Source organism: Clavibacter sp. AC415, from assembly GCF_979252985.1.
The window spans coordinates 61,049-87,650 of record NZ_CEEDAR010000011.1 but is presented as its reverse complement, the minus strand read 5'-3'; the positions used below and the strand labels follow the sequence as shown (position 1 = coordinate 87,650).

Sequence of the window (26,602 nt, the reverse complement as noted above, 5' to 3'; positions counted from 1 at the left end):
TATGTCCTGTACTTGGTTCGTGAAGCCGCCGGATCTAACCGTTCCTCGTGCAGTGTCAGAGATGTTGGCGACACGTGAAACACTTTAGTTTTTCGTGCGCCGCTTCGGTCGATCGAGCGCGTGGGCCCTGCCTCCTGTCGCTCCCCCGCCCCCCTCGGGGACCGGCGTGGCCGTCACCGCCACCCAGTCGACGTCGTGGAGCGTCGGCACGCCCGCGGTCGGACGCGGCACCGGCAGCTTCGACACGACGGCGCCGGGCGCGGCCGTCATCACCGCGCCCGCGGCGGGCTCCAGCATCGACGCCGCGGGGATCACCATCTCCGGGACCTCCGACGAGGACGGCGCCACCGTCCGCGCGTACCTCGCCGGCTACGGCGACGCGGCGTGCCAGGCGCAGGTCGCCGGCGGACGCTGGTCGTGCGCGACGGGCACGCTGCCGCCCGGACCGCTCGGCATCACCGCCACGGTCACGGACCCGCTCGGCAACATCAGCACGCTGGCCGCCGAGGTCGCGCGTCACCGTGACGGCGCCCTCCGCCTCGCCGACGCCCGGCGCGACGACGCCGCCCGCGACCCCGTCCCCCGAGGCCACGACCTCGCCCGAGGGCGCCCGAGGCGGCACCGGCACCGGCGACCGGTCCGAATGGCGACGGGACGCCGGAGGCGGGCCCCTCGCCGGAGGGAGCGCCCGGCGAGGGGTCGGCTCCCGCGGCCGCGGCACCCGGCACCTGGAACGCGCCCACGCGCTTCGGCACGTCCCTGCAGCCGCTCGACGCCGCCGCCTTCACCGACGGCCGCGGCCTCCTCCCCCTCCTCCTCGCGCTCGGCGCCGTGCTCCTGGTGACCCTGCCGGCCCTCCTCCTGCGCGGCGCGCTGGTGACGCGCTTCGGCGGGCGGCACCGCTCCGCCTCCGACGTGACGCCGCTGCGGATCGTCCCGCGCGGGGACGCCGGCGCGCTCACCACCCGCGCCACGGCCGCCGCCTTCACGGACACCACGGCGACCACGGGGCAGATGCGCATCGTCCCCGGACGGCTCGACTCGGCGCCGATCCCCGTCCCCGCCCGCCGGGAGCCCGAGCCGACGCTCCTGGGCGCCCGCCCCGCACGGGATCCCGGCCGCGTCGGCCGCTGGGGAGGCGCGGCCGTCGCGCTGGCCCTCGCGGCCGCGCTCGCGTCGCTGTCGCTGCCCGTCGGATCCGACCCCAACGCCGTGCGCCTCTTCCTCGCGGCGCTCCTCGGCCTCGCCGTCGTGAACGGCGTCGGCGTGGTGGCGGTCGCCTCGGTCGCCGGGCGCCTCGGCGCGGGTCCGGCGCGGGTCCGGGCCGTGCCCGCCCTCCTCGTCCTCTCGGCCACCGCGGTGCTCGTGTCGCGCGGCTTCGGCCTCGCTCCGCCCATCGTCATCGGGCAGGTCCTCGGGCTCGTCGCCGACGACCGCGACGACCGCTCCCGGGCCCGCCTCGCGCTCGTGCAGTCCGGGGCCCTGGCCACGCTGGGTCTCGCGGCATGGGTCGCCTACGGGTTCGTCCCCGCGCGCGGCGGCATCTGGGCGCAGACCGCGAACGAGCTGCTCAGCACCGTGACCCTCGCCGCCCTCAGCTCGGCGGCGCTGGCGCTCGCTCCCGTGTCGCTCGTGCTCGGCCGGTCGCTCCTCCTGCGCTCGCTGCCGCTGTGGGCCGTGACGGCAGCGTCGTGCTCACGCTCGCGTTCGCCGCGGTCGCGACGACGGCGTCCGGGGTCGGCGGGGGTGTGGATCACGGCGCTCGTCGTCGCCGCGGCCTTCGCCGCGCTGAGCATCGCGGTGTGGCTCTGGATCCGCGTCGTCGAGCCCTCCCTGCAGCGTCCGTAGCGCCCCGCCCGCGCACTGGCCGTCGGCCGGTCCGCACCTGGTGCGGATCCGCAGCCGGGTCCACACTGGGGGCGTCGCCGGCGCCGGCGGCCTCGACGCGGCCCGCGCGGCCCCGACGGCAGGAGTCCTCCATGAGCACATCGAGCGCGAGCCTCTGGTCGGCATTGACACGGCGGAAGCCCGTGGACGCCATCGAGGACGAGCCGGGGACCGAGGGCTCGGAGGGCGGCCTGACCCGCTCCCTCGGGCTCTGGCAGCTCACCGCGAACGGCGTGGGCGGCATCATCGGCACGGGCATCTTCACCCTCGCCGGCACGGTCGCCAACCAGACCGCCACGCCGTCCTCATCTCGTTCCTCATCGCGGGCATCGCCAGCGCGGCCGCGGCGCTCTCCTACGCGGAGTTCGCGGGCATGATCCCCAAGGCCGGCTCCGCCTACACGTACGGCTACGCGGCCCTCGGCGAGATCGTCGGATGGTTCATCGGCTGGGACCTGCTGCTCGAGTACACGGCCATCGTGGGCGTGGTCGCCATCGGGGTGTCGGGGTACGCGGGCTTCCTGCTCGACCAGCTCGGCATCGACCTGCCCGCCTGGATGCTGGGCGCCGCGGGCACCGGCGACGGCCACGTGGTCGACCTCTTCGCCGTGATCCTCTGCCTGGGCACCGCCTTCGTGCTCACGCGCGGCATGAAGAGCGTGGGCCGCTTCGAGCTCTACCTGGTGGGCCTCAAGGTGGCGCTCGTGCTCGTCATCGTCGTCATCGGCTTCACGCAGATCACCGGCGCCAACTACCAGCCCTACTTCCCGTTCGGCGCGGCCGGCGTGTTCACCGGCGCCGCGACGGTGTTCTTCGCGGTGTTCGGCTACGACGCGATGAGCACCGCCGCCGAGGAGTCGAAGGACGCCACGAAGCACATGCCGAAGGCCATCCTCCTGTCGCTCGCCATCGCGATGGTGCTCTACGTGCTCGCGACCATCGTCCTCACCGGCATGCAGCGCTACAGCGACATCAACCCGGAGAGCGGCTTCGGCCACGGCCTTCGAGTCGGTGGGCCTCCCCGCGGTGGCGAACGTCGTCGCGGTCGGAGCGATCGTGAGCGTCGTCACCGTGATGCTCACGTTCATGCTCGGCGCCTCCCGCGGCGTGAGTTCTCGATGAGCCGCGACGGCCTGCTGCCCGCCTGGTTCGCGGTGACGGACCGGAAGCGCAACGTGCCGACCCGCGTGACCTGGATCATCGGCATCGGCTCGGCGCTGTTCGCGGGCTTCCTGCCCATCACGGTCGTGGCCGAGCTCACCAACATCGGCATCCTGCTGGCGTTCGTCGTGGTCTGCGCCGCGGTCATCGTCCTGCGCTACAAGCGCCCGGAGATCCCCCGCGCGTTCCGCCTGCCGCTCATGCCCGTGGTGCCGATCGTCGGGATCGGCTTCTCGCTGTGGCTGGTGTCGTCGCTGCCGTGGGAGACCTGGGTGCGCTTCCTCGTGTGGCTCGATCATCGGCCTCGTGATCTACCTCGCGTACTCGCGCCGGAACTCGGTGCTCGCGGCCGACAGCCCGCGCAACCGCCGCTAGCGGGTCGGGCGCGCGCCGCCCCCAGGACGACGACAGGGGCGCCGCCCACCTCGAGAGGTGGACGGCGCCCCTGTGGCGATCGCGCCTGCGGGCTAGTTGGCCGCGCTGGTGTTGATGCCGCCGTTGACGCCGTTGGGGTAGAACCCGCCCTTGGTCACGGCCTTGTTGTTCAGGTACACGATGTTGAGGACCTGGCCGGTGCTGCGGCTGTACGCGATGCCGTTCGCATCCGTCGGCACGAGGTTCGCGCCGCCCGAGATCGTGATGCCCTGGTCGAGGTCCGAGGACCCGTCGAGGGAGTCGCGCGCGTTCGAGATCGCGTTGGTCGGAGCCGCGAGGCCCTTCGCGAACAGCGACGTGCGGATGATGCCCGCGTGGTACGCCTCGACCGCGAGGATGCCGGCGGCCGCCTCGAGGTACGTCTTGTTCGTGATGAGCGGGGCGGCGCCCTTGTAGGCGGTCACTCCGACGTCCTCGAACACGAAGGACGCGAGCAGGAAGTTCTCGTCGCTCGCGAACGCGTCGAACTTCTCGCCCGGCTTGATGAGGCCGGCGGCCGTCGCCGCGGCGGAGAACGCCGGCGTCGAGGTCGATGGCCGGACGCGCGACCTTCGCCGAGCCCAGCGCGGAGCGCAGGAACTTGACGTGGGCCTTCTCGTCCTGGGCGATCTCGCGGGCGTACTCGCGGATCGCGCGGTCCTTGAACTGGACCTGGCGACCGCCGGTGACGCCGCCGGCCGTGCCGACACCGGAGATGTCGTTCGGGACGAGGCCCGCGCCGGTGGAGGCGCGGAGGTAGAACTCGGCCTCGAGGTACTCGAGGTTGAGCGCGAAGTTGAGGACGGCGAGGTCGGTCGCCTGGCCCGCGTCCGCCTCGGCCTGGGCGTCGGCCGCCTGGGCTCCCGTGGCGGGGATGAGGGCCGCGGCGCCGACGCCGAGCCCGGCGATGCCCGCGGCGCTGAAGAAGCGACGACGGTCCAGCGGCGACTGCGCGCTCCGGTCGATGGCCTGGGTGATGAACTTCTTGTCGAACATGGTTGGAGCTCCCTTGATCGTCGCGACCGTATCCCAGATACCGAACGCGTGCTGGTTCGAACGTCTATGCGGATAGACAGGCATCCGGCATAGAGGCGCGATGCACTGTTTCGCCGGATGTCGTGAAGCGTTCGGAACGGGGACCGTGCCGGATTGCCCCGGATCGCATCGGATCCGCCGACGGGCCGCGGATCAGGTCGGGATGACCTTGAACAGCACCTTGCGCGTGACCATGAACCAGATCGCCGCGAGCACGAGCGTGTGGAAACCGAAGACAGCCCCCTGCCAGGGATTCGACCGGTCGAGGAACGGGAGGCTGCCCACGACGAGCACGAAGAACACGTGGACGATGAACACGTACAGGCCTCGCGGACCCCAGCGGCGTGTTCGAGAACCACCCGAAGGCGCGGTCGACCGGCTTCCCAGACCCGCGTGAGGAACGTGTAGGCGACCACGAGCATGAGCGCGAGGTCGATGAGGCGCCCCGGCTGCAGGAACGTGCGCTGGTACATCGACTCGTACAGCGACGAGTAGAGGCCGTCGGGCACCCCCGGCAGCTGCACGCCGTAGGTGTGGCCGGCCCACAGCACGGCGAGGGACCCCACGTAGGCGACCAGCCCGATCGTCACCAGCACGCGGCCGAGGCGGCCCGTGAGGGCCCGCGTGAGCTGCCGCCGGTAGTAGCCGATGACCATGCCGTTGAGGAAGGCGACCTGCCACGTGAGCAGCGGGAAGACGTCCTCGAACATCGACGGCAGGATCCGGATGTCGTACTGCGCGTTGAGCAGGTACCCGGCCCAGCTGACGATGAGGACGACCCACCACATCCGGCGGCGGAGGAGCCAGACGACGGCGGGCACGAGCAGCGTGAGGACCACGAACAGGCCCATGATGTTGAAGACCCAGGGCCCCATGCGCAGCAGCAGCAGGTCGCGGATGGCGTACCAGGGCGGCGGGTAGTCGAGGAGGCGCGCGCGCCGTTCGGGTAGAGGTCGTAGACCTGGCCCGTCGTGACCTTGCCGTCGGCGCCCGTGCCGCGGTCGGTGAAGGTGGTGATCACATCGGTGTCGAGGAACGGCACGAACGTGAGCGCGAAGACGATGACGACCACCGCGATCGCGACCACGTACTGCTTGAAGGCGCGCCGCAGGATGGACACGAGCGCCTTCAGCTCGCCGAACCTCTTCACGGCCATGGGGTAGACCATGCCGAGCACGAGGCCGGAGAGCAGCACGAACATCTCGGCGCCCGTGATGGCGCCGATCGCGTTGATGGTCACGTACGAGTACGGGCTCGCGACCTCGATGTGGGTGATGACCACGGCGACGATGGTCCAGCCGCGGAAGAGGTCGAGGCGGCGGTCGCGGGGACTGTTCTCGTCCGGGTAGCGCCAGCCGGGCCGCAGGCGCCCGATGAGGCCCGATCCGGCGAACAGCACGAGGAGCACGACCGCGCACAGCACGATCCAGCCCATCTGCTCGTCCTCCGGGGATCCGGGGTCGCGGTACTGGGCGGTCGCGGTGTTCGCCCGCTCCTGGTCGAACGCCTGCGTGACGGGGCCGAGGGTCGCCGTCGCGGGGTCGAGGTGGGCGCGCAGGGCGGAGGCGAGGGCCGGGTCGCCCGTGGCGCGCCAGTCGACGACGGCGCCGTCGGCCTCCGCCTCCTCCCGTTCGAGCTCCCGCCACACGACCATGCCGATGCCGGGGTGCTCCGCGCGGATGTCGGCGGAGAGGACCTGCTCCCACCACGCGGACTTGATCTCCGACTCACTCGCGCCGTCGCCGCGGGCGGGGTCGTACAGCGCGCCCGTCTCGATGACGGCGGGCTTGCCGGTGCCCTCGATCCACTCGGCCGCGAAGTCGCGGCCGGCGCCGCCCTGGTCGGCGTAGCCGTAGGCGCCCTGGGAGCTCCCGGGAGAACTTGCCCTCCTCGGGCACGACGTTCTCGCCGAACTCCTGCTGCGGCACCACCTCGCCGCCCAGGTACTCCTCCACCGGCTGCCCGGTGACGAAGTCCTGCTCGGGATCCGAAGTGCGAGGCCGACAGGCCCACCCAGTCGACGGCGTCGTCGCCCGGGTAGTAGGGCCGGTAGGCGTCGTCGTCGATGTCGACGCGGCCGTTGCCGTCGGTGTCGAGCTCCGCGACCGGGCGCGTGCCGGATGCGTCGGTGAGCCCGTCGGCCGACCCGAACGGGTAGCCGGCCGCGTACGCGGGCGACCAGACGGTGACGGCGCCCGCGTCGGACGCGTGGACGGCGTCGGCGATCTGGCGGAAGGCCGCCACGTACGCGGACGGCTGCTGGCCCCACGGGGTCCACGACCCGTTCATCTCGGGGGCGAACCGCACGAGCGCGCGGGAGTCGTAGCGCTCGCGGAGCGCCTCCAGCCGGGCGGCGAGGGCGTCCGCGTCCTCCGCGGTCAGCTCGGCGAGCGGCTTCGTGGGCTCCAGCGTGAGGAAGAGGAGCGCACCCTGCTGGCCGGCCTGCTGGGCGAACTGGTCGAGGTAGGTGACGTCGTCGGATCCGAGCGGGAAGCGCACCGACTGGCCGAGCACCGCGGGGGTCGCCCCGAGGCGGTCGGCGTAGCTCTGCGCGTCGTCCGCGGTCCAGTCGAGGATGCCGCCGAACCAGGGGGCGTCGGGCGCGCGCGCGAGGTCGACCTCGTCGGCGGGGGCAGCGGGCGCGGTGGCCGCGGGTGCGGCCGGGGCGGCGAGCGCGGCCGTCGCCGGGACGACGGCGATGGCGAGCGCGACGGCAGCCGCGGCCCAGCCGCGCATCCCGGCCCTCGTGCGTCCACCCCCCGGCGCCCGCGTCCCCCGCCGCGCATCAGCCGCGGAGCCGGACGAGTCGCCAGCGGTTGCTGCCGTCGGCGCGCTCGAAGGTGAGGTCGTCGAGGACCGCCTGGGCGAGCGCGAGGCCGCGCCCGCTCTCGCTGAGGTCGTCGGGCATGGAGACCTGCGTGAGGTCCACCTCGGCGGGCTTCCCGTCGTCCTCGAACAGCGCGACGATGCGGTCGTGCCCGCAGATGACGGTGAGCGTGAACGTGACGACGGCCCCGATGCGTCCGCCCACGGCGACGCCGTGCTCGACCACGTTGCCGGCGATCTCCATCACGGCGGTCTCGAACAGCATGCGCTCGGTGTCGTCGACGTCCGACGCGCGGTCCCACACGCTGCCGATGAGGGCGTGCACCGCCTCCAGGCTGTCCTCGACCGCCGGGAGGGTCACGGAGGCGCGCACGGGCGCGACGGCGCCGTGGCGTCCCTCGTCGACCGCGTCAGCGGTCACCGAACACCCCCTCGGGGGCGTCGTGCACCGTCAGGACGCGGTTGAGGTTCGTGAGCTCGAGCACCGCCCGCACCTGCGCGTTGGGGCGGGCGAGGCGCAGGTCGCCGCCCGCCTGCCGGGCGCGCTTGAGGCCCGAGACGAGGGCGCCGAGGCCGGAGGAGTCCATGAAGTCGGTGCTGCCGAGGTCCACGACCACGTAGGGGCGGCCCCCGTCGATGACCTCGGTGACCACGGTGGTGAGCTGGCGGGCGGACACCATGTTGAGGCGTCCGCTCGGGGTGACGACGCTGACGTCCGTCCCCTGCTCGTTCACTGCGATGTCGATCATGCGTCCTCCTTGGCCGGCGTGAAGCCCCGGTAGCGGGCCGCACGGATGATGATGCTGAAGATCGCCAGGTCGAACACGACCCAGGCGAGGTTGGTGAACGTGCCGAGCGGCGTGGCCTGCCCGACGGCGAGCCGCAGCAGGCCGATCGCGGAGGCGACGATGAGCGCGCCGATCACGTAGAGCTGCGGCTTCACGAGGTCCCACCGCGGCTTCCCGCTCTCGGCGCGGACCTTCGGCGTGACCGCGAAGTCGAGGGGCTTCCGGAAGAACACGTTGGCGACCGCGGTGGTGACCGAGGAGATCCAGACCGGGAACAGCGCCAGGGAGTACTGCTGGCCGCGCCAGGTGCGCTTGCCGCGTCCCACCACCGCGAACAGCAGCTGGTTGACCACGAGGAACGGGATGAGCCGCACGAAGAAGTCGGTCGAGAGCGCCTGCACCGGCAGCACGCCGAAGACGAGGTAGATGATGGGCGCCGCGACGTACACGACGGCCGTGAAGCCGGAGAAGTAGCTGCCGACATGGTGGCGAAGTACATGAGGCGCTGCGGGATGGACAGCGCCTTCTGCAGGAGCGGGTTCTCACGGAAGAACACCTGGATGGTGCCCTGCGCCCAGCGGAGGCGCTGGGTGAGCATCGTGGGCAGGTCCTCCGGGGCCAGCCCGTAGGCGAGCGTCTCGTCGTGGTACGCCGACTTCCAGCCGAGGCCGTGCAGGCGCATGCAGGTCGCCATGTCCTCGGTGACGGAGATGGTGGCCAGCGGCATGATCGACTGGGCGTCGTCGTCGCGGTGCACGTCGATGTCGCGCACGAGGGCGCGCACGGCGTCGAGGGCCCCGAGCGGCGACCAGTCGCGCTGGGAGAGGCGCGACAGGGCCGAGTCGTCCACGAGCGACACCGCGTCCCGGTCGGCGGAGTGGCGGCCGGCGAGGGCGGCGATCTCGGCGAGGTCGGCCTTCAGCGCCGCCATGTCGTCCTGCACCATGCGGGCGGCGATGGAGTCGACGCGCTTCTGGAAGCGGTAGGTCACGTCGGCGAGGCGCTGGCCGCGGCGGAGCTCCGCGCGGGCGCGGCGCACGTCGTAGGCGACGTCGTCGAGCGCCTTCCGGAGGTCGACCTGGTCCGGCTCGAGCTCCGCGCGCGCCTTGTCCAGCACGTCGCCCGCGGTCCGGAGGGCCCGGAACACGCTGATCTCGATGTCGGTCACGTAGCGCGAGACGCCGAGGAGCATGAGCGCCTCGCGGCGGAGGATCGCGTTGGAGCCGCAGAAGAACGCCGCGTTCCAGCCGTCCTTGCCCTGCTGGATGGGGCCGTAGAACAGGGGCGCCTGGCTGCCGAGCGGATCCGAGTCCGGCACGTTCACGAAGACCTGCGGCGTCTGCACGATCGCCATGCGGCGGTCGTCGAAGTACCCGAGCGTGCGGTCGAGGATCTCGGGCTCCGGCACCTGGTCGGCGTCGAGGATGAGCATGAACTCGCCCTCGGTCGTCAGCAGGGCGTTGTTGAGGTTGCCGGCCTTCGCGTGCCGCGCGCGGCCGCTCCAGTCCGCCGACCGGGTGATCCAGCCGATGCCCTCCGCCTCGGCGAGGTCGCGGAGCTCGGTGCGGTTCCCGTCGTCGAGCACCCACGTCTTGTGCGGGTAGGTGATGCGCTGGGCGGCGCGCGCGGTCTCCATCACCAGGTCCAGCGGCTCGTTGTACGTCGCGATGAACACGTCGACCGTGAGGCCCGGCTGCGGCGCCGGCGGACGCGGCCGCTGGCGCGCGCGCCACATCGTGAGCCCGAACAGCAGCGAGTCGATGAGGCTGTACGTCTCCGCGAGCACCAGAGGGATGGCGATCCAGAGCGCCTCGGGGTTCACCGAGAACAGGAGCCGCCACACGATGTAGTTGAGGCCGAGGATCGCCGTGACCACCGCGAGCAGCCGGATGACCGCGAAGCGCAACGTCATGCGGCCCGAGCCGGCACCGGTGCCGGTCCCGGTCGTGCGGGCGCCCGTGCGCGTCATGCGCGGCTCACGGCGAGGACGGTGACGTCGTCGAGCGGCGTGCCGGCCGAGGCCAGCGTCCGCACCCGCTCGACGAGCGCGTGCACGCCCCCGGCCTCGCGCACGAGGCCGCCGATGAGGTCGAACGCCGGGTCGCTGCCGCCGAACATGTCGAAGAGGCCGTCGCTGAAGGTGACGAAGGTGTCCCCCGGGGCGAGCACGACGTGGCGCTCCTGCCACCGGTGGTCGGGGTCGATGCCGACGGGCAGGTCGGTCGTGCAGAGGTGCGTGACGGCGCCGTCGGCATGGACGACGATGGTCAGGCCGTGCCCGGCGTCGGCGTAGCGGAGGAGGCCGGACCCCTCGTCGAGGTGGCCGTGCTGCAGCGTGACGAACGCTCCCGTGCGCTCCAGGTCGGCCTCGAGGGTGCGGGCGGCGTCCGTGACGAGCAGCCCGGTGTCCTCGAGCGCACCCGCGCCGAAGCGGTCCGCGGTGCTGGCGATCCCGCGCAGCACCGCCCGCACGGTCGCCGTGAGGATCGCGGCACCCGTGCCCTTGCCCATCACGTCGGCGATGGAGAAGCGCAGGCCCGAGGGGGTCCGGGCGTAGTCGTAGAAGTCGCCGCCCACCACCTGCGCCGGCACGCAGACCGCGGCGATCTCGTAGCCGGGCAGCTGGACCTCGGCGGCCGGCAGCAGCGCGGCCTGCACCGCCTGCGCGCGCTCCATCTCGACGCTCGCGATGAGCTCGCGCTGCGCCCACTCGGCGAGCTCCGCGAGGAGGGCGAGCTGGCCGTCGTCGAGCGACCGCGGACGGAGGTCGTCAGAGGCAGAAGGTGCCGATGACCACGCCCTCGGCGTCGTGCAGCGGCTGGCCCGCGTAGAACCGCACGTGCGGCTCGCCCGCGACGGAGGGCAGGTGGCGGAAGAGGGGATGCTCCCGGGCGTCCTCGACGACGAGCACCCGGTCCTCCCGGATGGTGGTGTCGCAGAACACGGCGCTGATGGGCGCCTCGCTCATCTCGGCGCCCGCGCAGGAGGCGAACCACATGCGGTCGCGGTCGGCGAGCCCGATGGTCGACAGGGGCACGTCGAAGGCGGTGCGCGCGAGCCGCGTGACGCGGTCGAAGCGCTCCTCGGGCACCCCGTCGAGCAGGCCCAGGGCCTCGACGGCCCGCTGCGTGGCCGTCGCCCGCGCGTCCTCGATCAGACTCATCCCCGCCCCCTCGCCGTCATGGACCCCCGTCCACGGCACCCGAGATCTCGGGCGCACTCAGCATACGTGCCCGGATCGATGGGGCGCGTACCAAGTAGCGCTACCGGCTCCTCCCCGGTACCGGTCCCAGTGGTCCCCGCGGCGCGCGGCATGCGATGACGACGACGACGGATGCGGTGCCCCCGCAGGGAGTCGAACCCTGACCTGTAGCGACCCTCAAGTCGCCTGCCTCTGCCGATTGGGCCACGGGGGCTGGGCGCCGGAGCGCTGCCGCCAGCCTACGGTCGACCCGTCGGGGCGGCGTCCACGCCGCGCGCCGGCCGCGCCACGCGGCGCGGCAGCGGGGTGCCCGCACACGGCGACGGCCCGCAGGCTGCTGCCTGCGGGCCGTCGCACCGATCGTGCCGGCGGATGATCGAGTGGATCAGGCCGTGCGGTCCTCGCCCTTCGTCTCCGCGGTGGGCGACGTGCTGTAGCTGCCGGCGAGGGCCGGGGACTTCTCGCCCTCGCTGGGCGCGTCGGCCTTCTCCTCGGCGGCCTTCTTGGCGGGCGCCGCGTCCTCCTTCTTCGGGGCCGGAGTCGCGTCCGCCGCGGGGCGCGGGCGCGACGCGAAGGTCTCGAAGGCGGTGCGCGGGGTCTCGCGGGCCTCGATGGAGACGATGTCGCGGCCCCAGACGAGGTTGTTCAGCCAGCCCGTGACGACGCGCGCCTTGCGCTCGAAGCTCGGGATCGCGAGGCCGTGGTAGCCGCGGTGCATGACCCAGGCGGGGAAGCCGGTGATGCCGACCTTCCCGGACTGGAACGCGCCCTGGTACAGGCCGAGGCCCGCGACGGCGCCGAGGTTCTTGTGGAAGTAGTCGGTGATCCCCTCGCCGCGGATGCTCGCGGTGAGGTTCTTCGCCATGAGCTTGCCCTGGCGGACGGCGTGCTGCGCGTTGGGGACGCAGAACCCGCCGACGCCGCCGCCGGTGAGGTCGGGGGTGGCTGCCACGTCGCCGGCGCCCCAGGCGTCCGGGACGATGCCGTCGTCGCCCTCGACGCGACCGTCGGCGCGGACGCGCAGGCGTCCGCGCTCCTCGATCGGGAGGTCGGTGTTCTTCAGCATGGGGCTGGCCATGACGCCCGCGGTCCAGACGATGACGTCGGACTCGAAGGACTCGCCGGTCGACAGCTCGACGACGCCGCCGACGGCGGACTTCAGCTGCGTGTCGAGGTGCACGAGCGCGCCGCGCTCGGCCAGGTTCTTCAGCACCCAGTGGCTGGTCTCGAGCGAGACCTCGGGCATGATGCGGCCCATCGCCTCGATGAGGTGGAAGTGGGTGTCCTCGAAGTCGATCTCGGGGTACTTCTTCACGAGGTCCGTCGCGATGCTGCGCATCTCGGCGAACACCTCGATGCCGGCGAAGCCGCCGCCGACCACCACGAAGGTGAGGAGGCGGTCACGCTCGGGGCCGGCGGGGAGCGTCGCCGCGCGGTCGAAGTTCGCGAAGATGCGGTCGCGGATCGCGACGGCCTCCTCGATGGTCTTCAGGCCGATGGCCTCGTCGGCCACGCCCGGGATCGGGAACGTGCGCGAGACGCTGCCCGCGGTGACGACGATGATGTCGTAGGAGAACTCGTAGGGCTCGCCCACGGGCGGCGTGATGGTCGCGGTCTTCGACGCGTGGTCGATGCCGGTGACCTTGGCCGTGACGACATTCGTGGTGCGGAGGTGGCGTCGCTGGGACACGACGGCGTGACGCGGCTCGATGGAGCCGGACACGACCTCGGGCAGGAACGGCTGGTACGTCATGTACGGGAGCGGGTCGACCATGGTGACCTCGGCCTCGCCGGATCGGAGGTGCGACTCGAGCTTCCATGCCGTGTAGAAACCGGCGTAGCCGCCGCCGACGATCAGGATTTTGGGCACGATGGATGACTCCCTGCAGGTTGTGGTCGAAATCAGGCTACCCCTAACGGAGCAGCCGTCTGAAATGCCGGTACGCGACGACGCCCATGGCGGCCGCGAGCGCGGCGAAGAGGGACAGCACGAGGGCGGGGATCCCGACCTGCCGGAGGGCGCCGACGGTCGGCACCGCGTCCGCCGCGGGGTCGGCCGTCGGGCCGTCGGCGGGCGCCGCGGGCGCGGCGTCGGGGCGGGCGGACGCCGTGGGATCCGGCGTCGCGACGGGCGCGCGACGGTAGAGGCGCACCCACTCCTCCAGGTCGCCGAGCGGCTTGCCGCTGGCCGGCGCCACCGACGCGCTCACGGCGGCAGCCGCGTCGACGAGGCCGCGGCCGTAGATCTCCGGCCGGCCCTCCTGCCGCGCGGTGGCGAGGACGCGCTCGACCACGTCGTCGGCGTCGAGCTCCGGGTGCGCGGCCCGCACGAGCGCGACGACGCCGGAGACCAGCGGCGCGGCGCCGCTCGTGCCGTCCCACTGGACGTACCCGCCGCCGGGCTCGACCCCCACGAGCTGCTCGCTCGGCGCGGCCACGGCGATGGTGATGCCCTGCGAGGACGCGTCGAAGCTCGCGGCCCCCGACCGATCGACGCCCGCGACCGCGAGCACGCCCGGGATCGTGGCGGGCGCGCCCACCTCGGTGGTGCCGCTCCCCCGATTGCCGGCGGCCGCGACGACCACGACGTCGTGCTCGTAGGCGTAGAGGAACGCGCGGTCCCAGCTCTCCGGCCAGTCGAGGGAGTTCCGGGTGAGGGACATGTTGATGACGCTCGCCCCGTTGTCGACCGCCCAGCGGACGGCGTCGGCGATCTGCGCGTCCTCGTCCCGGGCGCCGGGGGTCGGGCCGCCCAGGGCGACCGAGACGCTGAGGAGCCCGGCGGCCGGGGCGACGCCGATGACGCCCGAGCCCGTTCCCGTGCCGCGGCCCGCGAGGAGCGACGCGACCATGGTGCCGTGCTCGCTCGAGGCGCCGACGGGGCGGGTGCCGTCCGCGGATCCGACGCCCGACACGTCCGTGCCGCCGACGACCGCGCCGCGGAGGTCGGCGACCGAGGAGTCGACGCCGGTGTCGATGACCGCCACCGTGACGCCCTCGCCGCGCGTGGTCTGCCACGCCTGCTCGACGCCGTAGTCGCGCAGCCAGTACTGCCGGTCGCGGACGGGGTCCGCGGCCGCCGGCGTGACGGTGGGCAGCGCGGCGGCGACGGCGAGGATCCCGACGACGACCGCCCGCGCCAGCCCGCGCCGCGGTGCCGACGGCGCCCGCGTGCCGGGTGCCGGGGTCATGCCGCGTCGTGGTCGGCGCACTCGCACACGTCGGGCGACCACGACGCCCGTGCCAGCGCGATATCGCCGATGGGGTTCACGCCGGGGCCCGCGGCCAGCGCGTGGCCTGCCAGCGCGTGCAGGCACTTCACCCGCACGGGCATCCCGCCCGCGGAGACGCCCGCGAGCTCGGGGACCACGAGGATCGAGTCGCGGTCGGCGAGGTAGGACGCGTGGGCGGCGGCGTACGCGTCGCGCATCGCCTCGTCCTCGGCGAGGTCGTCCTGCAGCTCGGCCATGACGTGCTCGGCCTCGAGGTGCGAGATGGCCGCGGTGGCCGCCGGATGGCACAGGTAGTAGAGCGTGGGGAACGGCGTGCCGTCGGACAGGCGCGGGGCGGTGCTCACGACCGTCGGGTTGCCGCACACGCAGCGCGCGGCGATGCCGACCACGTCGCGGGCCGGCCGGCCGAGCTGGGCGGAGACGACGCGCACGTCGCGCTCGGTGGGCGGGTCGAAGGGGGGTCGGGTCACTGGTCGCCTCCCTGGACGGATCCCTGGAGCTGGTCGGGCGGGGTGTCGCTGAGGGCGCTGGTGAGCGCGGAGCCGAGGAGGGCCTGGACCCAGTCCTGCCGGGTCTCCTGCAGGTCGTCGCTGATGGGCGCGCCGTCGGCGGTGGCGGGCCGCTCGTCCGACTCGTCGGGCAGGCCGCGGACGAGGTAGCTCGTCTCGCCGGGCATCACGTAGAAGAGCCGGTCGCGCACCTGCGCCTTGAGGAACGCGGGGTCGTCGTACCGGGCGCGCTGGTCCTGGAGCTCGGCGATGGTGCCCTTCTGGGCGTCCACCGCGCTCTGCAGGCTGCTGAGCTGCTCGCGCTGCTCCAGGTAGATGCGCAGGCCCGGCGCGAGCACCACGACCGTCAGGACGAGGAGCACGAGGACCATCGCCGAGAATCCGGAGAACCGCATGCTGCGGAGCCAGTTGCCGGCGGGCGCGTCGGCGTCCGGCAGCGCCACGGGCACGCGCTCGGTGCGCCGGCCGCGCGGCACGGCGGGCGCGGAGGGTGTCGAGGCCGGGGAAGCGGGCCATCGGTCCTCCTTCGGGTGCGGTGTCGGGCGGTGGGATGCGGGTCGTGCGGCGGTACCCGGTCGTGCGGTGGTGCCGATCGTGCGGTGCTGCGGGTGACGTCGTGCGGCGGGACGGGGGCGGCGGGACGGGGGCGGCGGGACGCCGGGCCGCGTGGGCCCGCCGCCCCGCCGCGTCGTCCGGTGGTGCGCCGGCGGCCCGCCGCCGCGTGGCGGGGCGGGCCGGTCGGATCAGGCCTGGAAGCGCGGGAAGGCGCTGCGGCCGGCGTAGACCGCGGCGGCGCCGAGGTCCTGCTCGATGCGGAGGAGCTGGTTGTACTTCGCGACGCGCTCGCTGCGCGCGGGAGCGCCGGTCTTGATCTGGCCCGCGTCCACCGCGACCGCGAGGTCGGCGATGGTCGTGTCCTCGGTCTCGCCGGAGCGGTGCGAGAGCACGGTGGTGTAGCCGCTGCGCTGGGCGAGGCTGACCGCGTCGAGCGTCTCGGTGAGCGTGCCGATCTGGTTGACCTTCACGAGGATCGAGTTCGCGACGCCGCGCGTGATTCCGTCCGCGAGGCGCTTCGGGTTGGTGACGAACAGGTCGTCGCCGACGATCTGCACCTTCGAGCCGAGCTCGGCGGTGAAGTGGTCGTAGCCGGTCCAGTCGTCCTCGTCCAGCGGGTCCTCGATGGTGATGAGGGGGTAGGACGCGACGAGGTCGGCGAAGTACGACGTCATGTGCGCCGCATCCACCTTCTGGCCCTCGAACGTGTACGCGCCGTCGGAGTAGAACTCGCTGGACGCGACGTCGAGCCCGAGGGCGATCTGCTTGCCGGGGGTGAAGCCGGCGGACTCGATGGCCTCCATGAGGAGGTCGAGCGCGGCGCGGTTGCTGTCGAGGTTCGGGGCGAAGCCGCCCTCGTCGCCGAGGCCGGTGGAGAGGCCCTTGGCCTTCAGGAGCGCCTTGAGCGCGTGGTACGTCTCGACGCCCCAGCGCAGGCCCTCCGAGAAGGTGGACGCGCCGACGGGCAGGATCATGAACTCCTGGATGTCGACGTTGGTGTCCGCGTGCGAGCCGCCGTTGATGACGTTGAGCATGGGGACGGGCAGCGTGTGCGCGTTCGGGCCGCCGAGGTAGCGGTACAGCGGCAGCTCGGCCGAGTCGGCCGCGGCCTTCGCGACGGCGAGGGAGACGCCGAGGAGCGCGTTCGCGCCCAGGCGGGACTTGTTCTCGGTGCCGTCCAGCTCGATCATCGTGGCGTCGATGATGCGCTGGTCCGCGGCGTCGAGGTCCTGGATGGCCGGGCCGATCTCGTCGACGACGGCGGCGACGGCCTTCTGGACGCCCTTGCCCAGGTAGCGGCCCGCGTCGCCGTCGCGCAGCTCGTACGCCTCGAACGCGCCCGTGGAGGCGCCGGACGGGACGGCGGCACGCGTGAACGTGCCGTCCTCGAGGAGCACCTCGACCTCGACGGTCGGGTTGCCCCGGGAGTCGAGGATCTCGCGTGCGTTGACTGCTTCGATGGCTGCCACGGAATGGTCTCCTTGCGTTGCGGTGGGGGGTGTGAAGTCGCGTCCATCCTAGCCGCGGGCCCCTCGCGGGCCGTCGGCGCCGGGATGCGCGCAGGTGTCGCGCAGGTGGCGGATCAGCCGCGCGGGCCGCCGTCGAGCGGGCGCTCCTGCAGGGACGCGGCGTCGGCGGTGCCGGCGTCCACGGCCGCGAAGGTGCGGAACCCCTGCAGGCGCAGCGACTCCAGGAGCGGCGCCACGTTCTTCGGGCGCGGCTCGAGCCGCACGCGGCGACCCGTCGCGACCAGCTCCGCCTTGAGGCGCGCGAGCACGGCGACGGGCGTGCGGCGGTCGTGGACGAGGGCGATCGCGTCGGCGTCCTCCGCGGCGGGCAGGACGGCCAGGTCGACGATCCGCTCGAACCCGATGGAGAAGCCCGCGGCCGGCACGTCCTGGCCGAGGAAGCGGCCGATCATCCCGTCGTAGCGTCCGCCGCCGCCCACGGAGCTCCCGGAGGCCGGGTGCGCGATCTCGAAGATGGTGCCCGTGTAGTAGCCCATGCCGCGCACCAGGGTCGGGTCGAACCGGAGGGTGACGCCCGCGGGGAGGCCGACGAGCGCGTCGGCGAGCGTCTCGAGGTCGGCGACGGCGTCGGGGTCGACGCCCGCGGGGAGGACGCCCGTGATCGCGTCGACGGCGAGGGGCACGCCGCCGTCGGCGAGCGCGGGCTCGATGCGCTCGAGGATCCCCCGAGCACGTCCGCCGCGTCCGCCCCGCCCTCGGCGAGCTCGGCGACGACGCCCGCGGCGCCGATCTTGTCGAGCTTGTCGATGCTGATGAGGGCCTGCGCGTGCCGGTCGGGCGCGAAGCCGCAGAAGGCGAGGATCCCGGCGAGGATGCGGCGGTCGTTCACGCGGATCGTGCAGCCGGTGAGGCCGAGCGCGTCGAGGGTCGCCGCGGTGGCGGAGATCAGCTCGACCTCGGCCAGCTGGCCGGGCTCGCCGATGATGTCGATGTCGCACTGCATGAACTGGCGGTAGCGGCCCTTCTGCGGTCGCTCCGCGCGCCAGACCGGGGCGGCCTGGATGGCGCGGAAGACGCCCGGCAGCTCGGCGCGGTGCGACGCGTAGAACCGGGCGAGCGGCACCGTGAGGTCGAACCGGAGCCCCAGGTCGGAGAGCGCGAGCACGTCGCCGGAGTCCGCCGCCGCGCGCAGGTCGTCGCCCGAGAGCCCCCGCTTCAGCACCGAGTAGGCGAGCTTCTCGTTGTCGCCGCCGAGGCCCGCGTGCAGCCGCCCGGACTCCTCGACCACGGGCGTCTCGATCTCGTCGAAGCCGTGGGCCCGGTACGTGCGGCGGATGACGGCGAGCGCCTGCTCGCGTCGGGCCTTCTCGGCGGGCAGGAAGTCGCGCATGCCGCGGGGCGGCGTGATCTGCTGGGGCATCCCCCGATTCTGTCAGGCGGCGGGCGGGCCACCGGGCGCCCGGTCGGCCTCCGCCGCCGCGGCGGCCGCGGCCGCGTCGATCCACGGCTCGATGCGCGGCGTGAAGGCGTCGATGAGCGCCTCGAACCCGCGCATGGCGCGGTCGCGGTCGCCCGAGATGACGAAGTCGAACTGCAGGCCGTAGGAGCCCGCCTGCAGGAGGTCGGCCGTGTCGACGGCCACGTCCTCCGGCACGCCGTGCGCCAGCATCCAGTCGAGCCCGAAGCGGCGCCACGCGGTGACGCTCGCGATGGCGTGCGGCCGCACGACGCCGTCGCGGGTGCGGAGGAGCGCCGCCTCGAACTCGAGGCGCTGGAAGTCGCGGTTGACGTCGGTGAGGCGCCAGCTCCAGGCCCGGGTCGTCCACTCGCGCAGCTCCCAGGAGGGGATCTCCCGCGGATCGCCCGCCACCATCTCGGCCTGGCGCTGGTCGATCGCGTCCATCGCCGCCTCGAGCAGCCGCTCCTTGGAGCCGAAGTGGTAGACGAGCACGAACGTGCTCTCGCCGAGCGCGTCCGCCAGCCCGCGGAAGGTCACGGACGCCAGCGGGTGCGTGCGCAGGTGGTCGAGGATGTGCGCCAGGAGCTCCTGGCGGCGACGCGGATCCGGAGCTGCCACGCCCCGACCATAACAACCGTGATGGACATGCGGCGAAGACCCGTACGGTGTGAGCGCCCAGTCTGTCCGCCGTCTCCTTCGGGTGGAGGCGTCGGACGTGGCGGCCCGGGATCGGGTAAATCCCGGGCGACGCCCCCGCGGGCCGGACCTCGCCTCAGGCGCTCCGGCCCGCGCCGGCGGTCCCCGCGGGCCCGTCGTCGCCCTCCGGCCCCGCCTCGGCACCCTGCTCGGCGGCTCCTCCGGTCGCGCGCGCCGGCTCGGCGGCGCGGATCTCCGCGCTCAGCGACCGCAGCGTCGTCCGCAGCGCGCGCTCCGCGTCGAGCCCCCGGCTCCGTGCCGAGACCACGACCGCGAGCAGCAGGCGGCCGAGGTCGTCCTCGTCGTCCACCGGGATCGCCGCGGGCGCGTCGGCCTCCAGCAGCCCGATCCGCTCGGCGCGGCCGAGCAGCTTGTCGGCGAGGGCGAGCGACGGGAGGGACGCCGGGATCCCGTCGAGGACGCTCGTGCGGGCCGACTTCTCGCGGTCCTTCGCCGCGCCCCACACGCGGAGCACCTCCTCCACGGTGTCGGCGCGCTCGTCGCCGAAGACGTGGGGATGGCGGCGCACCATCTTCTCCGTGGCCGTCCGCGCGACGTCGCCGAGGTCGAATCCCTCGCCCTCCGTGCGGGCGATGTCGGCGTGGAACACGACCTGCAGCAGGACGTCGGCCAGCTCCTCGCGCATGCCGCCGACGTCGTCGCCCTCGATGGCCTCGACCAGCTCGTGGCTCTCCTCGAGCAGGTACGGCACGAGCGAGCGGTGCGTCATGCCCCGGTTCCAGACGCAGCCGTCGGGCGCCCGGAGGACGGCCATCGCGGCGGCGAGGTCGCCGACGGCCGCGGCGGCGGATCCGGAGGGCGCGGAGGGGACGCGGGCTCGCTCATCCCGTCATCCTCGCACCGGGCGCCCGGTAGGCTGGCCTGCGGCGTGCCGGGAAGTCTGGTCGGCGGCGGGCGACCGTCTCCCCCTCCCCCGACCCCGGAAGGCGCACATGACCGCCCTCATCCGCTCCGAGCGCATCGCCGCCGGCCTCCTCCTGCTCGCCGCCGTGATCGGCCTCGTCGTGGCGAACACGCCCGCCGGGCCCGGCCTCATCGCGTGGGCCGACGGGCACCTCGCCCTCCCCGCCATCGGCGTCGACCTGTCGCTGCGCCACTGGGTGAGCGACGGCCTGCTCGTCGTCTTCTTCTTCATCGTCGCCGTGGAGCTCAAGCACGAGTTCCTCGCGGGCGGGCTGAACAGCGTCTCCGCCGCGCTCGTGCCGGCCATCGCCGCCGTCGGCGGGGTCGTCGTGCCCGCGGGCGTCTACCTCGCGATCACCGCCGGCAGCGGCTTCGAGCGGGGCTGGCCCGTGCCGACGGCGACCGACATCGCCTTCGCGCTCGGCGTGCTCGCCGTGTTCGGCCGGGGCCTGCCCGCGGCCGTCCGGGTGTTCCTGCTCGCGCTCGCGGTGCTCGACGACCTCATCGCCATCGGGATCATCGCGGTCTTCTTCACGGAGGACCTCGCGGTCGTGCCGCTCCTCGTCGCGGTGGCGGGCGTCGCGCTCTTCGCCGTCGTCGGCCGGCTCGGCGTCGGCCGCACGGGCGCGGCGCGGACGGCCGTGGTGGCGCTGCTCGTCCTCATCGCGCTCGTCACGTGGTGGGCGACGCTCTCCTCCGGGATCCACGCCACCATCGCGGGCGTCGCCCTCGGCTTCGCGCTCCCCCGCCTCTCGGGCCTCCGCGCCGCGCACGCGCTCGAGCCCGCCTCCAACGGCATCGTGCTGCCGCTGTTCGCGTTCTCCGCGGCGCTCGTCGCGATCCCCGCGGTCGGGCTCTCGGAGCTCGCGCCCGCCTTCTGGGGCATCGCGCTCGCGCTGCCCCTCGGGAAGCTCGTGGGCATCACCGCGGGCGGGCTGCTCGGCGCGGCCGTCGCCCGTCGACGCGGATCCGCGGGCGGGCTCGCCCTGCCGGACCTCGTGACGGTGTCGCTGCTCGGCGGCATCGGCTTCACGGTGTCGCTGCTCATGAGCGAGCTCGCGTTCGCCGGCCTCGACGAGGTGCGCGACGAGGGCACCCTCGCGGTGCTCCTCGGCTCGGGCGTCTCGATCGTGGCGGCCGCCGTCGTCCTGTCGATCCGCAGCGGTCGCGCCCGCCGGGCCGGGGGCGACGCGGACGCGGTGACGACGCGACGCGCGACGACTTCCCGGCGCACGTCGACGGCGGGCCGGCCCGCGCCTAGGCTCCGGCGCCCGCCGTCGATCAGGCCTTCGGCGCCGGCGCCCGCCGCCGGGTCAGGCTTTCGGCGCCGGCGCCCGCCGTCGATCAGGCCTTCGGCGCCGGCGCCTTCGCCGCGGGCGCGGGCTCCACCGTGAACACCGCGTCGAGGAGCTGGCGCACCCAGTCCACGAGCTCGGAGTCCGGCAGCGGCTCGCCGTCGCGCTTGGGCAGCGGCACGGTCACGGCGTTGGTCTGCGCGAACAGGCGGCTCCCCGGGTACATGCGCTGCAGGCGCACCTGCTTGCTGTCGGCGAGGTCGGCCGGCGCGATGCGGAGGTTCGGGCCCATGGCCACGACCTCGCTGAGCCCCGCACGCTGCGCGACGCGGCGCAGGCGCGACACCCGCACGAGGTTGTCGACCTCCACGGGCGGCTCGCCGTACCGGTCCGACAGCTCCTCGATGACCCGGTCGATCTGATCGTCCGATGCCGCGGGCGACGCGGCCGTCGAGAGCTTCTGGTACGCCTCCAGGCGCAGCCGCTCGCTGTCGACGTACTCCTCCGGGATGTGCGCGTCGACCGGCAGCTCGAGCCGCAGCTCGGTCTGGCCCTCGGCCACGTCACCCCGGAAGGTCGAGACGGCCTCGCCGATCATGCGGAGGTAGAGGTCGAAGCCGACGCCCTGGATGTGGCCCGACTGCTCGCCGCCCAGCAGGTTGCCCGCACCGCGGATCTCGAGGTCCTTCAGCGCCACCTGCATGCCGGAGCCCAGCTCGTTGTTGGCCGCGATGGTGGAGAGCCGGTCGTGCGCCGTCTCGGACAGCGGCTTGTCGGCGTCGTAGAGGAAGTACGCGTACGCGCGCTCCCGACCGCGGCCGACGCGACCGCGCAGCTGGTGCAGCTGGCTCAGGCCGTACTTGTCGGCCCGGTCGATGATGAGCGTGTTCGCGTTGGCGATGTCGAGGCCGGTCTCGATGATGGTGGTCGAGACGAGCACGTCGAACTTCCGCTCCCAGAAGTCCACGATGACCTGCTCCAGCATGGCCTCGCTCATCTTGCCGTGCGCCACGGCGACGCGCGCCTCGGGCACGAGCTCCGCGAGCTCCGAGGCGACGCGGTTGATGCTCGAGACGCGGTTGTGCACGAAGAACACCTGGCCCTCGCGGAGGAGCTCCCGGCGGATCGCCGCCGCGATCTGCTTCTCGCTGTTCGGGCCGACGAACGTGAGGATCGGGTGCCGGTCCTCCGGCGGGGTCGCGAGCGTCGACATCTCGCGGATGCCCGTGACCGCCATCTCGAGCGTGCGCGGGATGGGCGTGGCCGACATGGCGAGGATGTCGACGTTGGCCTTCAGCTTCTTCAGCGCGTCCTTGTGCTCGACGCCGAACCGCTGCTCCTCGTCGATGATGACGAGGCCGACGTCCTTGAACGCGATGCTGCCCGTGAGCAGGCGGTGCGTGCCGATGACGACGTCGACCGAGCCGTCCTCGAGGCCCTTGATGGTCTCGCGGGACTCCTTGTCGGTCTGGAACCGGCTCAGCTGGCGCAGGTGGACCGGGAACCCGGCGAAGCGCTCGGAGAACGTCTCGAAGTGCTGCTTCACGAGCAGGGTCGTGGGCACGAGCATGACGACCTGCTTGCCGTCCTGCACCGCCTTGAACGCGGCGCGCACGGCGATCTCGGTCTTGCCGAAGCCGACGTCGCCCGAGACCAGGCGGTCCATGGGGATGGGGCTCTCCATGTCGCGCTTGACCTCGTCGATGACGGTGAGCTGGTCGGGCGTCTCCATGAACGGGAACGCCTCCTCGAGCTCGCGCTGCCACGGGGTGTCCGGCGGGAACGAGTGCCCGCGGGACGCCATGCGCGCCGAGTACAGCTTCACGAGCTCGACCGCGATGTCGCGGACCGCCCGGCGCGCCTTGCCCTTGGCCGCGGCCCAGTCGCTGCCGCCCATCTTGCTGAGGGCGGGCTCCTCGCCGCCGACGTACCGGCTGAGGAGGTCGAGCTGGTCGGTGGGGACGAAGAGCTTGTCACCCGGGTAGCCGCGCTTCGAGGGCGCGTACTCGATGACGAGGTACTCGCGCCGGGTCTTCACCGCGTTCCGGCCGCCCGAGGACACCTCGCGCTGCGTGAGCTCGACGAAGCGCCCGATGCCGTGCGTGGTGTGCACGACGTGGTCGCCCGGCTTCAGCTGCAGCGGGTCCACCACGTTCTTGCGGCGCGTGGCGAGCTTCTTGACCTGCCGGCTGTCGTACCCGGCGGCACGCCCGTAGAACTCGCTCTCCGTGAGGAGCGCCAGCTGGATCTCGGGCATCTCGAAGCCCGCGTCGATCGCGGCGCGGAGGAGGTAGGCGATGCCCGCCTCCGGGGCGGCGGGGAACTCCTCCACCACGCGCGCGGGCACGCCGGCCTCGCGGAGCACGGTGTCGGCGCGCTCGACGAGCCCCGAGCCCTGCGCGACGACGCCCACGCTCCAGCCCGCCGCGAGGCGCTCGCGCACGTGCTCGACGGCGCCGTCGGCGTTGCCCGCGAAGCTCGGGACCGGATCCGCCTGGATGCGGACGGTCATGACCTCGTCGATGCCCAGGTCCTCCGGGAGCACGTCGGTGGCCTGGAAGCCCGACAGGGTCCACCAGCGGCGCGGGCCGCGGGCGTCGCGCAGCCGCCCGAGGGAGAGGAAGTCGCCGGAGGCGAGGTCGATGGGGGCCTGGGCACCGGCGGTAGCGGCGTTCCACGCGGCGTCGAGGAACTCGCGGTTGGTGTCGGCGAGGCTCTGCGCGCGCGTGGAGACGCGCTCGGGCGAGACGACGGCGATGGCCGCGTCGACCGGGAGGTAGTGGGTGACCGGCACCAGCCGGTCGACGAGCGCGGGCGCCAGGGACTCCATGCCCTCGACCGGGATGCCCTCCGCGATCTTCGCGAGCATCTGCTGCAGGTTCGGGAACTCGTGCTGCATCTCCCGGGCGCGCTGGCGCACGGGGGCGCTCAGCAGCAGCTCGCGGCTCGGCGGCAGCTCCACCGACTCGACCGTCTCCTCGAGGGAGCGCTGGTCGGCGACCGCGAAGGGCCGCATCTGGTCGACCTCGTCGCCGAAGAACTCCACGCGCACGGGGTGGTCGGCGACGGGCGGGAACACGTCGAGGATGCCGCCGCGCACCGCGAACTCGCCACGGCGCGTGACCATGTCGACGCGCGAGTACGCGAGGTCGACGAGCCGCACCGCGAGCTCCGACAGGTCGTGGCCCCGGCTGCCCGTGACGAGCTGCACGGGCGCGAGCTCGGTGAGGTTGTCGGCGACGGGCTGCAGCGCGGCGCGCACCGAGGCGACGACGACGAGCGGCCGCACCTGGTCGGCCGGCACCTCGCGGGCGCCCTGGCCGAGCGCGCGGTGCCACTGCTCCATGCGACGGAGCGCGTGGATCCGCTTGCCGACGATCTCGGCGCTCGGGCTCAGCCGCTCGTGCGGCAGCGTCTCCCACGCCGGGAACTCGAGGATCTCGGCGTCGGGCAGCACGGCGGCGAGGCTGCGGCGCATGCCCTCGGACTCGCGGCCGGTGGCGGTGACGACGAGCAGGCACCCCGGGATGCCGCGCTGGATGCGCTGGCGGAGGAGCCCCGCGAGCAGCGGCCCCTGGAGCCCCTCGGTGAGGGAGAAGTCGGCGTCACGGGAGGCCGATGCGAGGGCGTCGTCGAACGTGGAGGCGCGCGAGAGCGCCGGGATCAAGCCCTGGAGGATCACCAGATGATCGTACGCGCCGCCACCGACGTGCTCGCCGTCGTCCGCCGAGGGCGGACGGCCGGGAGCCGCGCGCCGGTCAGGAGGCGGCGGTGTGGAAGCGCAGCTGCGCGGCGATGAGGCCGTCGGCGGCGATCATCTCGATGGCGTCCGCGGCGTCCTCGAGCACGTTCGGCAGCACCTGCCGCTCGGTGGAGGAGAAGGGCTTCAGCACGAAGTCGGCCGCGTCCTGGCGGCCGGGAGGCCGGCCGATGCCGATGCGCACGCGCGTGAAGTCGCCCGTGCCTGCCGAGGAGATGATGTCGCGGATGCCGTTGTGGCCGCCGTGCCCGCCGCCCTGCTTGAGCTTCATGGCGTCGAACGGGATGTCGAGCTCGTCGTGCGCGACCACGAGCTGCGACGCGTCGAGCGAGAAGTACTTGAGGAGGTTCGCGACGGGCCCTCCGGAGAGGTTCATGAACGAGCCGGGCTTCGCGAGGATGAGCTTCGGCCCGCCCGGGACGGGACGGCCCTCCGCGACCTGCGCGTTGGCGCGGTGCGAGCGGAAGGTGGCGCGCATCCGGTCGGCCAGCACGTCGAGGGCCATCTGGCCGACGTTGTGGCGCGTGCCCGCGTACTGCGGGCCCGGGTTGCCGAGCCCGACCACGAGCAGCGTCCGGTCGTCCACGTGCCATCTCCTCGTCGTCGGCCGCATCCGGGGCGGATGCGCGGAGCCCGCCGGCCGCGGCCGGTGTCCCGGACGGCGGCCGACGGGCTCCGTGGTGCTGGTGGTGCGGTGCCGCGCGAAGCGGCGGCGCAACCCGCGGGCCGCGGTGGTGCTACTTGTCGGAGTCGCCCGACTGGTCGCCGGTGGCGCCGTCGTCGGTGACGTCGACCTCGGCGTCGCCCTCGGCCACGACGTCCTCGTCGACCGCGTCGGTCGTGAGGTCGAGCTGGGGCACGGAGACCGCGAGCACGAGGGTCTCGGGGTCGGTGACCAGCGTGGCGCCGGCGGGGAGGTCGACCTGGCCGGCCGAGACCTGCGTGCCGTCCTCGAAGCCCTCGATGGAGACGACGAAGCTCTCCGGGATGTGCGTGGCCTCGACCTCGACGAGGATCGACGTGTTCTCGATCGTGTGGATCGTGCCGGGGTAGGACTCGCCCTCGACGTGGATCGGGACCTCGACCTCGACGCGCTCGCCCTGGCGGACGACGATGAGGTCGACGTGCTCGATGATCTGGCGGACGGGGTCCTTCTGGACGTCCTTCACCAGAGCGAGCTGCGGCTTGCCGGCGATGTCGAGCGTGATGATCTGGTTCGCCTTGCGGATGATGAGCATGAGCTCGTGGCCCGGCAGCGTGACGTGCTGCGGGTCGGTGCCGTGGCCGTAGATGACCGCGGGGATCTTGCCGATCGCGCGGATCTTGCGGGCCGCGCCCTTGCCGAACTGCGTGCGCAGCTCCGCGGTGAGGTTGTTGTCAACCATGGTGT

Annotated in this window: 18 protein-coding genes, 1 tRNA gene and 7 pseudogenes; 4 read left to right on the top strand and 22 right to left on the bottom strand. The window is 73.2% G+C overall.

The genetic code is table 11. The features are described 5' to 3' along the window. Positions 1 to 166 precede the first annotated feature (166 nt). From ACZ411_RS03595 to ACZ411_RS03585, 3 genes and pseudogenes are all read left to right on the top strand, one after another. The gene (locus ACZ411_RS03595; protein WP_464168581.1) at positions 167 to 844 is read left to right on the top strand and encodes a hypothetical protein; all 678 of its coding nucleotides are present in this window, start codon (positions 167 to 169) and stop codon (positions 842 to 844) included. Next, positions 841 to 1,848 (top strand): hypothetical protein, encoded by a 1,008-nt coding sequence (locus ACZ411_RS03590; RefSeq protein ID WP_464168579.1) that lies wholly within the window; start codon positions 841 to 843, stop codon positions 1,846 to 1,848. Before ACZ411_RS03595 ends, ACZ411_RS03590 begins: the two co-directional genes overlap by 4 nt. Before the next feature lie 131 nt (positions 1,849 to 1,979). Further along, positions 1,980 to 3,422 (top strand): annotated as a pseudogene (locus tag ACZ411_RS03585) (amino acid permease). A gap of 92 nt (positions 3,423 to 3,514) precedes the next feature. Here ACZ411_RS03585 and ACZ411_RS03580 read toward each other — a convergent pair. The 19 genes and pseudogenes from ACZ411_RS03580 to ACZ411_RS03490 form a co-directional block, all read right to left on the bottom strand. Then, positions 3,515 to 3,904, bottom strand: a complete 390-nt coding sequence (locus ACZ411_RS03580) for a ferritin-like domain-containing protein (RefSeq protein ID WP_464168585.1) — start codon at positions 3,902 to 3,904, stop codon at positions 3,515 to 3,517. Positions 3,905 to 4,067: 163 nt separating this feature from the next. Next, positions 4,068 to 4,457 (bottom strand): annotated as a pseudogene (locus tag ACZ411_RS03575) (ferritin-like domain-containing protein); the annotation flags it as partial. Between the two features lie 192 nt (positions 4,458 to 4,649). Next, positions 4,650 to 4,814, bottom strand: coding sequence for a hypothetical protein (locus ACZ411_RS03570; protein WP_464168587.1), 165 nt, complete (start codon positions 4,812 to 4,814; stop codon positions 4,650 to 4,652). A gap of 113 nt (positions 4,815 to 4,927) precedes the next feature. Further along, a pseudogene (opgC, locus tag ACZ411_RS03565) lies at positions 4,928 to 5,347 on the bottom strand (OpgC domain-containing protein); the annotation flags it as partial. A gap of 242 nt (positions 5,348 to 5,589) precedes the next feature. Then, positions 5,590 to 5,931: pseudogene (gene opgC, locus ACZ411_RS03560) on the bottom strand (OpgC domain-containing protein); the annotation flags it as partial. Positions 5,932 to 7,281: 1,350 nt separating this feature from the next. Next, the gene (locus tag ACZ411_RS03555; protein WP_094116352.1) at positions 7,282 to 7,743 is read right to left on the bottom strand and encodes an ATP-binding protein; all 462 of its coding nucleotides are present in this window, start codon (positions 7,741 to 7,743) and stop codon (positions 7,282 to 7,284) included. Beyond that, positions 7,733 to 8,071 carry an STAS domain-containing protein gene (locus ACZ411_RS03550; RefSeq protein WP_094116353.1) on the bottom strand — a complete coding sequence of 113 codons (339 nt, stop codon included), beginning with the start codon at positions 8,069 to 8,071 and terminating at the stop codon, positions 7,733 to 7,735. The genes ACZ411_RS03555 and ACZ411_RS03550 overlap by 11 nt, the downstream gene beginning before the upstream one ends. After that, positions 8,068 to 10,022, bottom strand: a pseudogene (locus ACZ411_RS03545) (glycosyltransferase family 2 protein). Before ACZ411_RS03545 ends, ACZ411_RS03550 begins: the two are co-directional and overlap by 4 nt. A 53-nt stretch (positions 10,023 to 10,075) precedes the next feature. Beyond that, positions 10,076 to 10,786, bottom strand: coding sequence for a PP2C family protein-serine/threonine phosphatase (locus tag ACZ411_RS03540; RefSeq protein ID WP_464168576.1), 711 nt, complete (start codon positions 10,784 to 10,786; stop codon positions 10,076 to 10,078). 94 nt (positions 10,787 to 10,880) lie between these two features. Beyond that, on the bottom strand, positions 10,881 to 11,273 hold the full coding sequence (locus tag ACZ411_RS03535; RefSeq protein ID WP_464168574.1) for a GAF domain-containing protein: 393 nt from the start codon (positions 11,271 to 11,273) through the stop codon (positions 10,881 to 10,883). Between the two features lie 177 nt (positions 11,274 to 11,450). Further along, positions 11,451 to 11,526 (bottom strand) — tRNA-Ser (locus ACZ411_RS03530). Positions 11,527 to 11,697: 171 nt separating this feature from the next. Continuing rightward, positions 11,698 to 13,182 (bottom strand): NAD(P)/FAD-dependent oxidoreductase, encoded by a 1,485-nt coding sequence (locus tag ACZ411_RS03525; protein WP_464168572.1) that lies wholly within the window; start codon positions 13,180 to 13,182, stop codon positions 11,698 to 11,700. Positions 13,183 to 13,225: 43 nt separating this feature from the next. After that, positions 13,226 to 14,503, bottom strand: a complete 1,278-nt coding sequence (locus ACZ411_RS03520; RefSeq protein WP_464168570.1) for a S8 family peptidase — start codon at positions 14,501 to 14,503, stop codon at positions 13,226 to 13,228. Continuing rightward, positions 14,500 to 15,015 (bottom strand): DUF501 domain-containing protein, encoded by a 516-nt coding sequence (locus ACZ411_RS03515; protein ID WP_094116356.1) that lies wholly within the window; start codon positions 15,013 to 15,015, stop codon positions 14,500 to 14,502. The genes ACZ411_RS03520 and ACZ411_RS03515 overlap by 4 nt, the downstream gene beginning before the upstream one ends. Beyond that, the gene (locus ACZ411_RS03510; protein WP_464168568.1) at positions 15,012 to 15,530 is read right to left on the bottom strand and encodes an FtsB family cell division protein; all 519 of its coding nucleotides are present in this window, start codon (positions 15,528 to 15,530) and stop codon (positions 15,012 to 15,014) included. Before ACZ411_RS03510 ends, ACZ411_RS03515 begins: the two co-directional genes overlap by 4 nt. Before the next feature lie 267 nt (positions 15,531 to 15,797). Continuing rightward, positions 15,798 to 17,078 (bottom strand): phosphopyruvate hydratase, encoded by a 1,281-nt coding sequence (gene eno / locus ACZ411_RS03505; RefSeq protein ID WP_464168566.1) that lies wholly within the window; start codon positions 17,076 to 17,078, stop codon positions 15,798 to 15,800. Positions 17,079 to 17,191: 113 nt separating this feature from the next. Beyond that, positions 17,192 to 18,498, bottom strand: a pseudogene (gene hisS, locus ACZ411_RS03500) (histidine--tRNA ligase). Positions 18,499 to 18,510: 12 nt separating this feature from the next. Further along, positions 18,511 to 19,155 carry a TetR/AcrR family transcriptional regulator gene (locus ACZ411_RS03495; RefSeq protein ID WP_094116360.1) on the bottom strand — a complete coding sequence of 215 codons (645 nt, stop codon included), beginning with the start codon at positions 19,153 to 19,155 and terminating at the stop codon, positions 18,511 to 18,513. Between the two features lie 154 nt (positions 19,156 to 19,309). Then, positions 19,310 to 20,008 carry a nucleoside triphosphate pyrophosphohydrolase gene (locus tag ACZ411_RS03490; RefSeq protein WP_464168564.1) on the bottom strand — a complete coding sequence of 233 codons (699 nt, stop codon included), beginning with the start codon at positions 20,006 to 20,008 and terminating at the stop codon, positions 19,310 to 19,312. Positions 20,009 to 20,186: 178 nt separating this feature from the next. On the opposite strand from ACZ411_RS03490, the pseudogene ACZ411_RS03485 reads away from it, so the two are divergent. Then, a pseudogene (locus ACZ411_RS03485) lies at positions 20,187 to 21,418 on the top strand (Na+/H+ antiporter NhaA). 83 nt (positions 21,419 to 21,501) lie between these two features. Here the strand turns inward: ACZ411_RS03485 and mfd are convergent. The 3 genes from mfd to ACZ411_RS03470 form a co-directional block, all read right to left on the bottom strand. Continuing rightward, positions 21,502 to 25,134 (bottom strand): transcription-repair coupling factor, encoded by a 3,633-nt coding sequence (gene mfd, locus ACZ411_RS03480; protein ID WP_464168562.1) that lies wholly within the window; start codon positions 25,132 to 25,134, stop codon positions 21,502 to 21,504. A 76-nt stretch (positions 25,135 to 25,210) separates the two neighbouring features. After that, positions 25,211 to 25,798, bottom strand: a complete 588-nt coding sequence (gene pth, locus ACZ411_RS03475) for an aminoacyl-tRNA hydrolase (RefSeq protein ID WP_104344768.1) — start codon at positions 25,796 to 25,798, stop codon at positions 25,211 to 25,213. Between the two features lie 151 nt (positions 25,799 to 25,949). Continuing rightward, positions 25,950 to 26,597 carry a 50S ribosomal protein L25/general stress protein Ctc gene (locus ACZ411_RS03470; protein WP_094116364.1) on the bottom strand — a complete coding sequence of 216 codons (648 nt, stop codon included), beginning with the start codon at positions 26,595 to 26,597 and terminating at the stop codon, positions 25,950 to 25,952. Positions 26,598 to 26,602: the final 5 nt, after the last annotated feature.

What these genes read in the sequence shown, in the direction of transcription:
- ACZ411_RS03520 (WP_464168570.1), bottom strand. Translation starts at nt 14,503, where the DNA reads ATGACCCCGGCACCCGGCACGCGGGCGCCGTCGGCACCGCGGCGCGGG.
- ACZ411_RS03550 (WP_094116353.1), bottom strand. Translation starts at nt 8,071, where the DNA reads ATGATCGACATCGCAGTGAACGAGCAGGGGACGGACGTCAGCGTCGTC.
- ACZ411_RS03540 (WP_464168576.1), bottom strand. Translation starts at nt 10,786, where the DNA reads ATGGAGCGCGCGCAGGCGGTGCAGGCCGCGCTGCTGCCGGCCGCCGAG.
- ACZ411_RS03535 (WP_464168574.1), bottom strand. Translation starts at nt 11,273, where the DNA reads ATGAGTCTGATCGAGGACGCGCGGGCGACGGCCACGCAGCGGGCCGTC.
- ACZ411_RS03470 (WP_094116364.1), bottom strand. Translation starts at nt 26,597, where the DNA reads ATGGTTGACAACAACCTCACCGCGGAGCTGCGCACGCAGTTCGGCAAG.
- ACZ411_RS03490 (WP_464168564.1), bottom strand. Translation starts at nt 20,008, where the DNA reads ATGGCCGTCCTCCGGGCGCCCGACGGCTGCGTCTGGAACCGGGGCATG.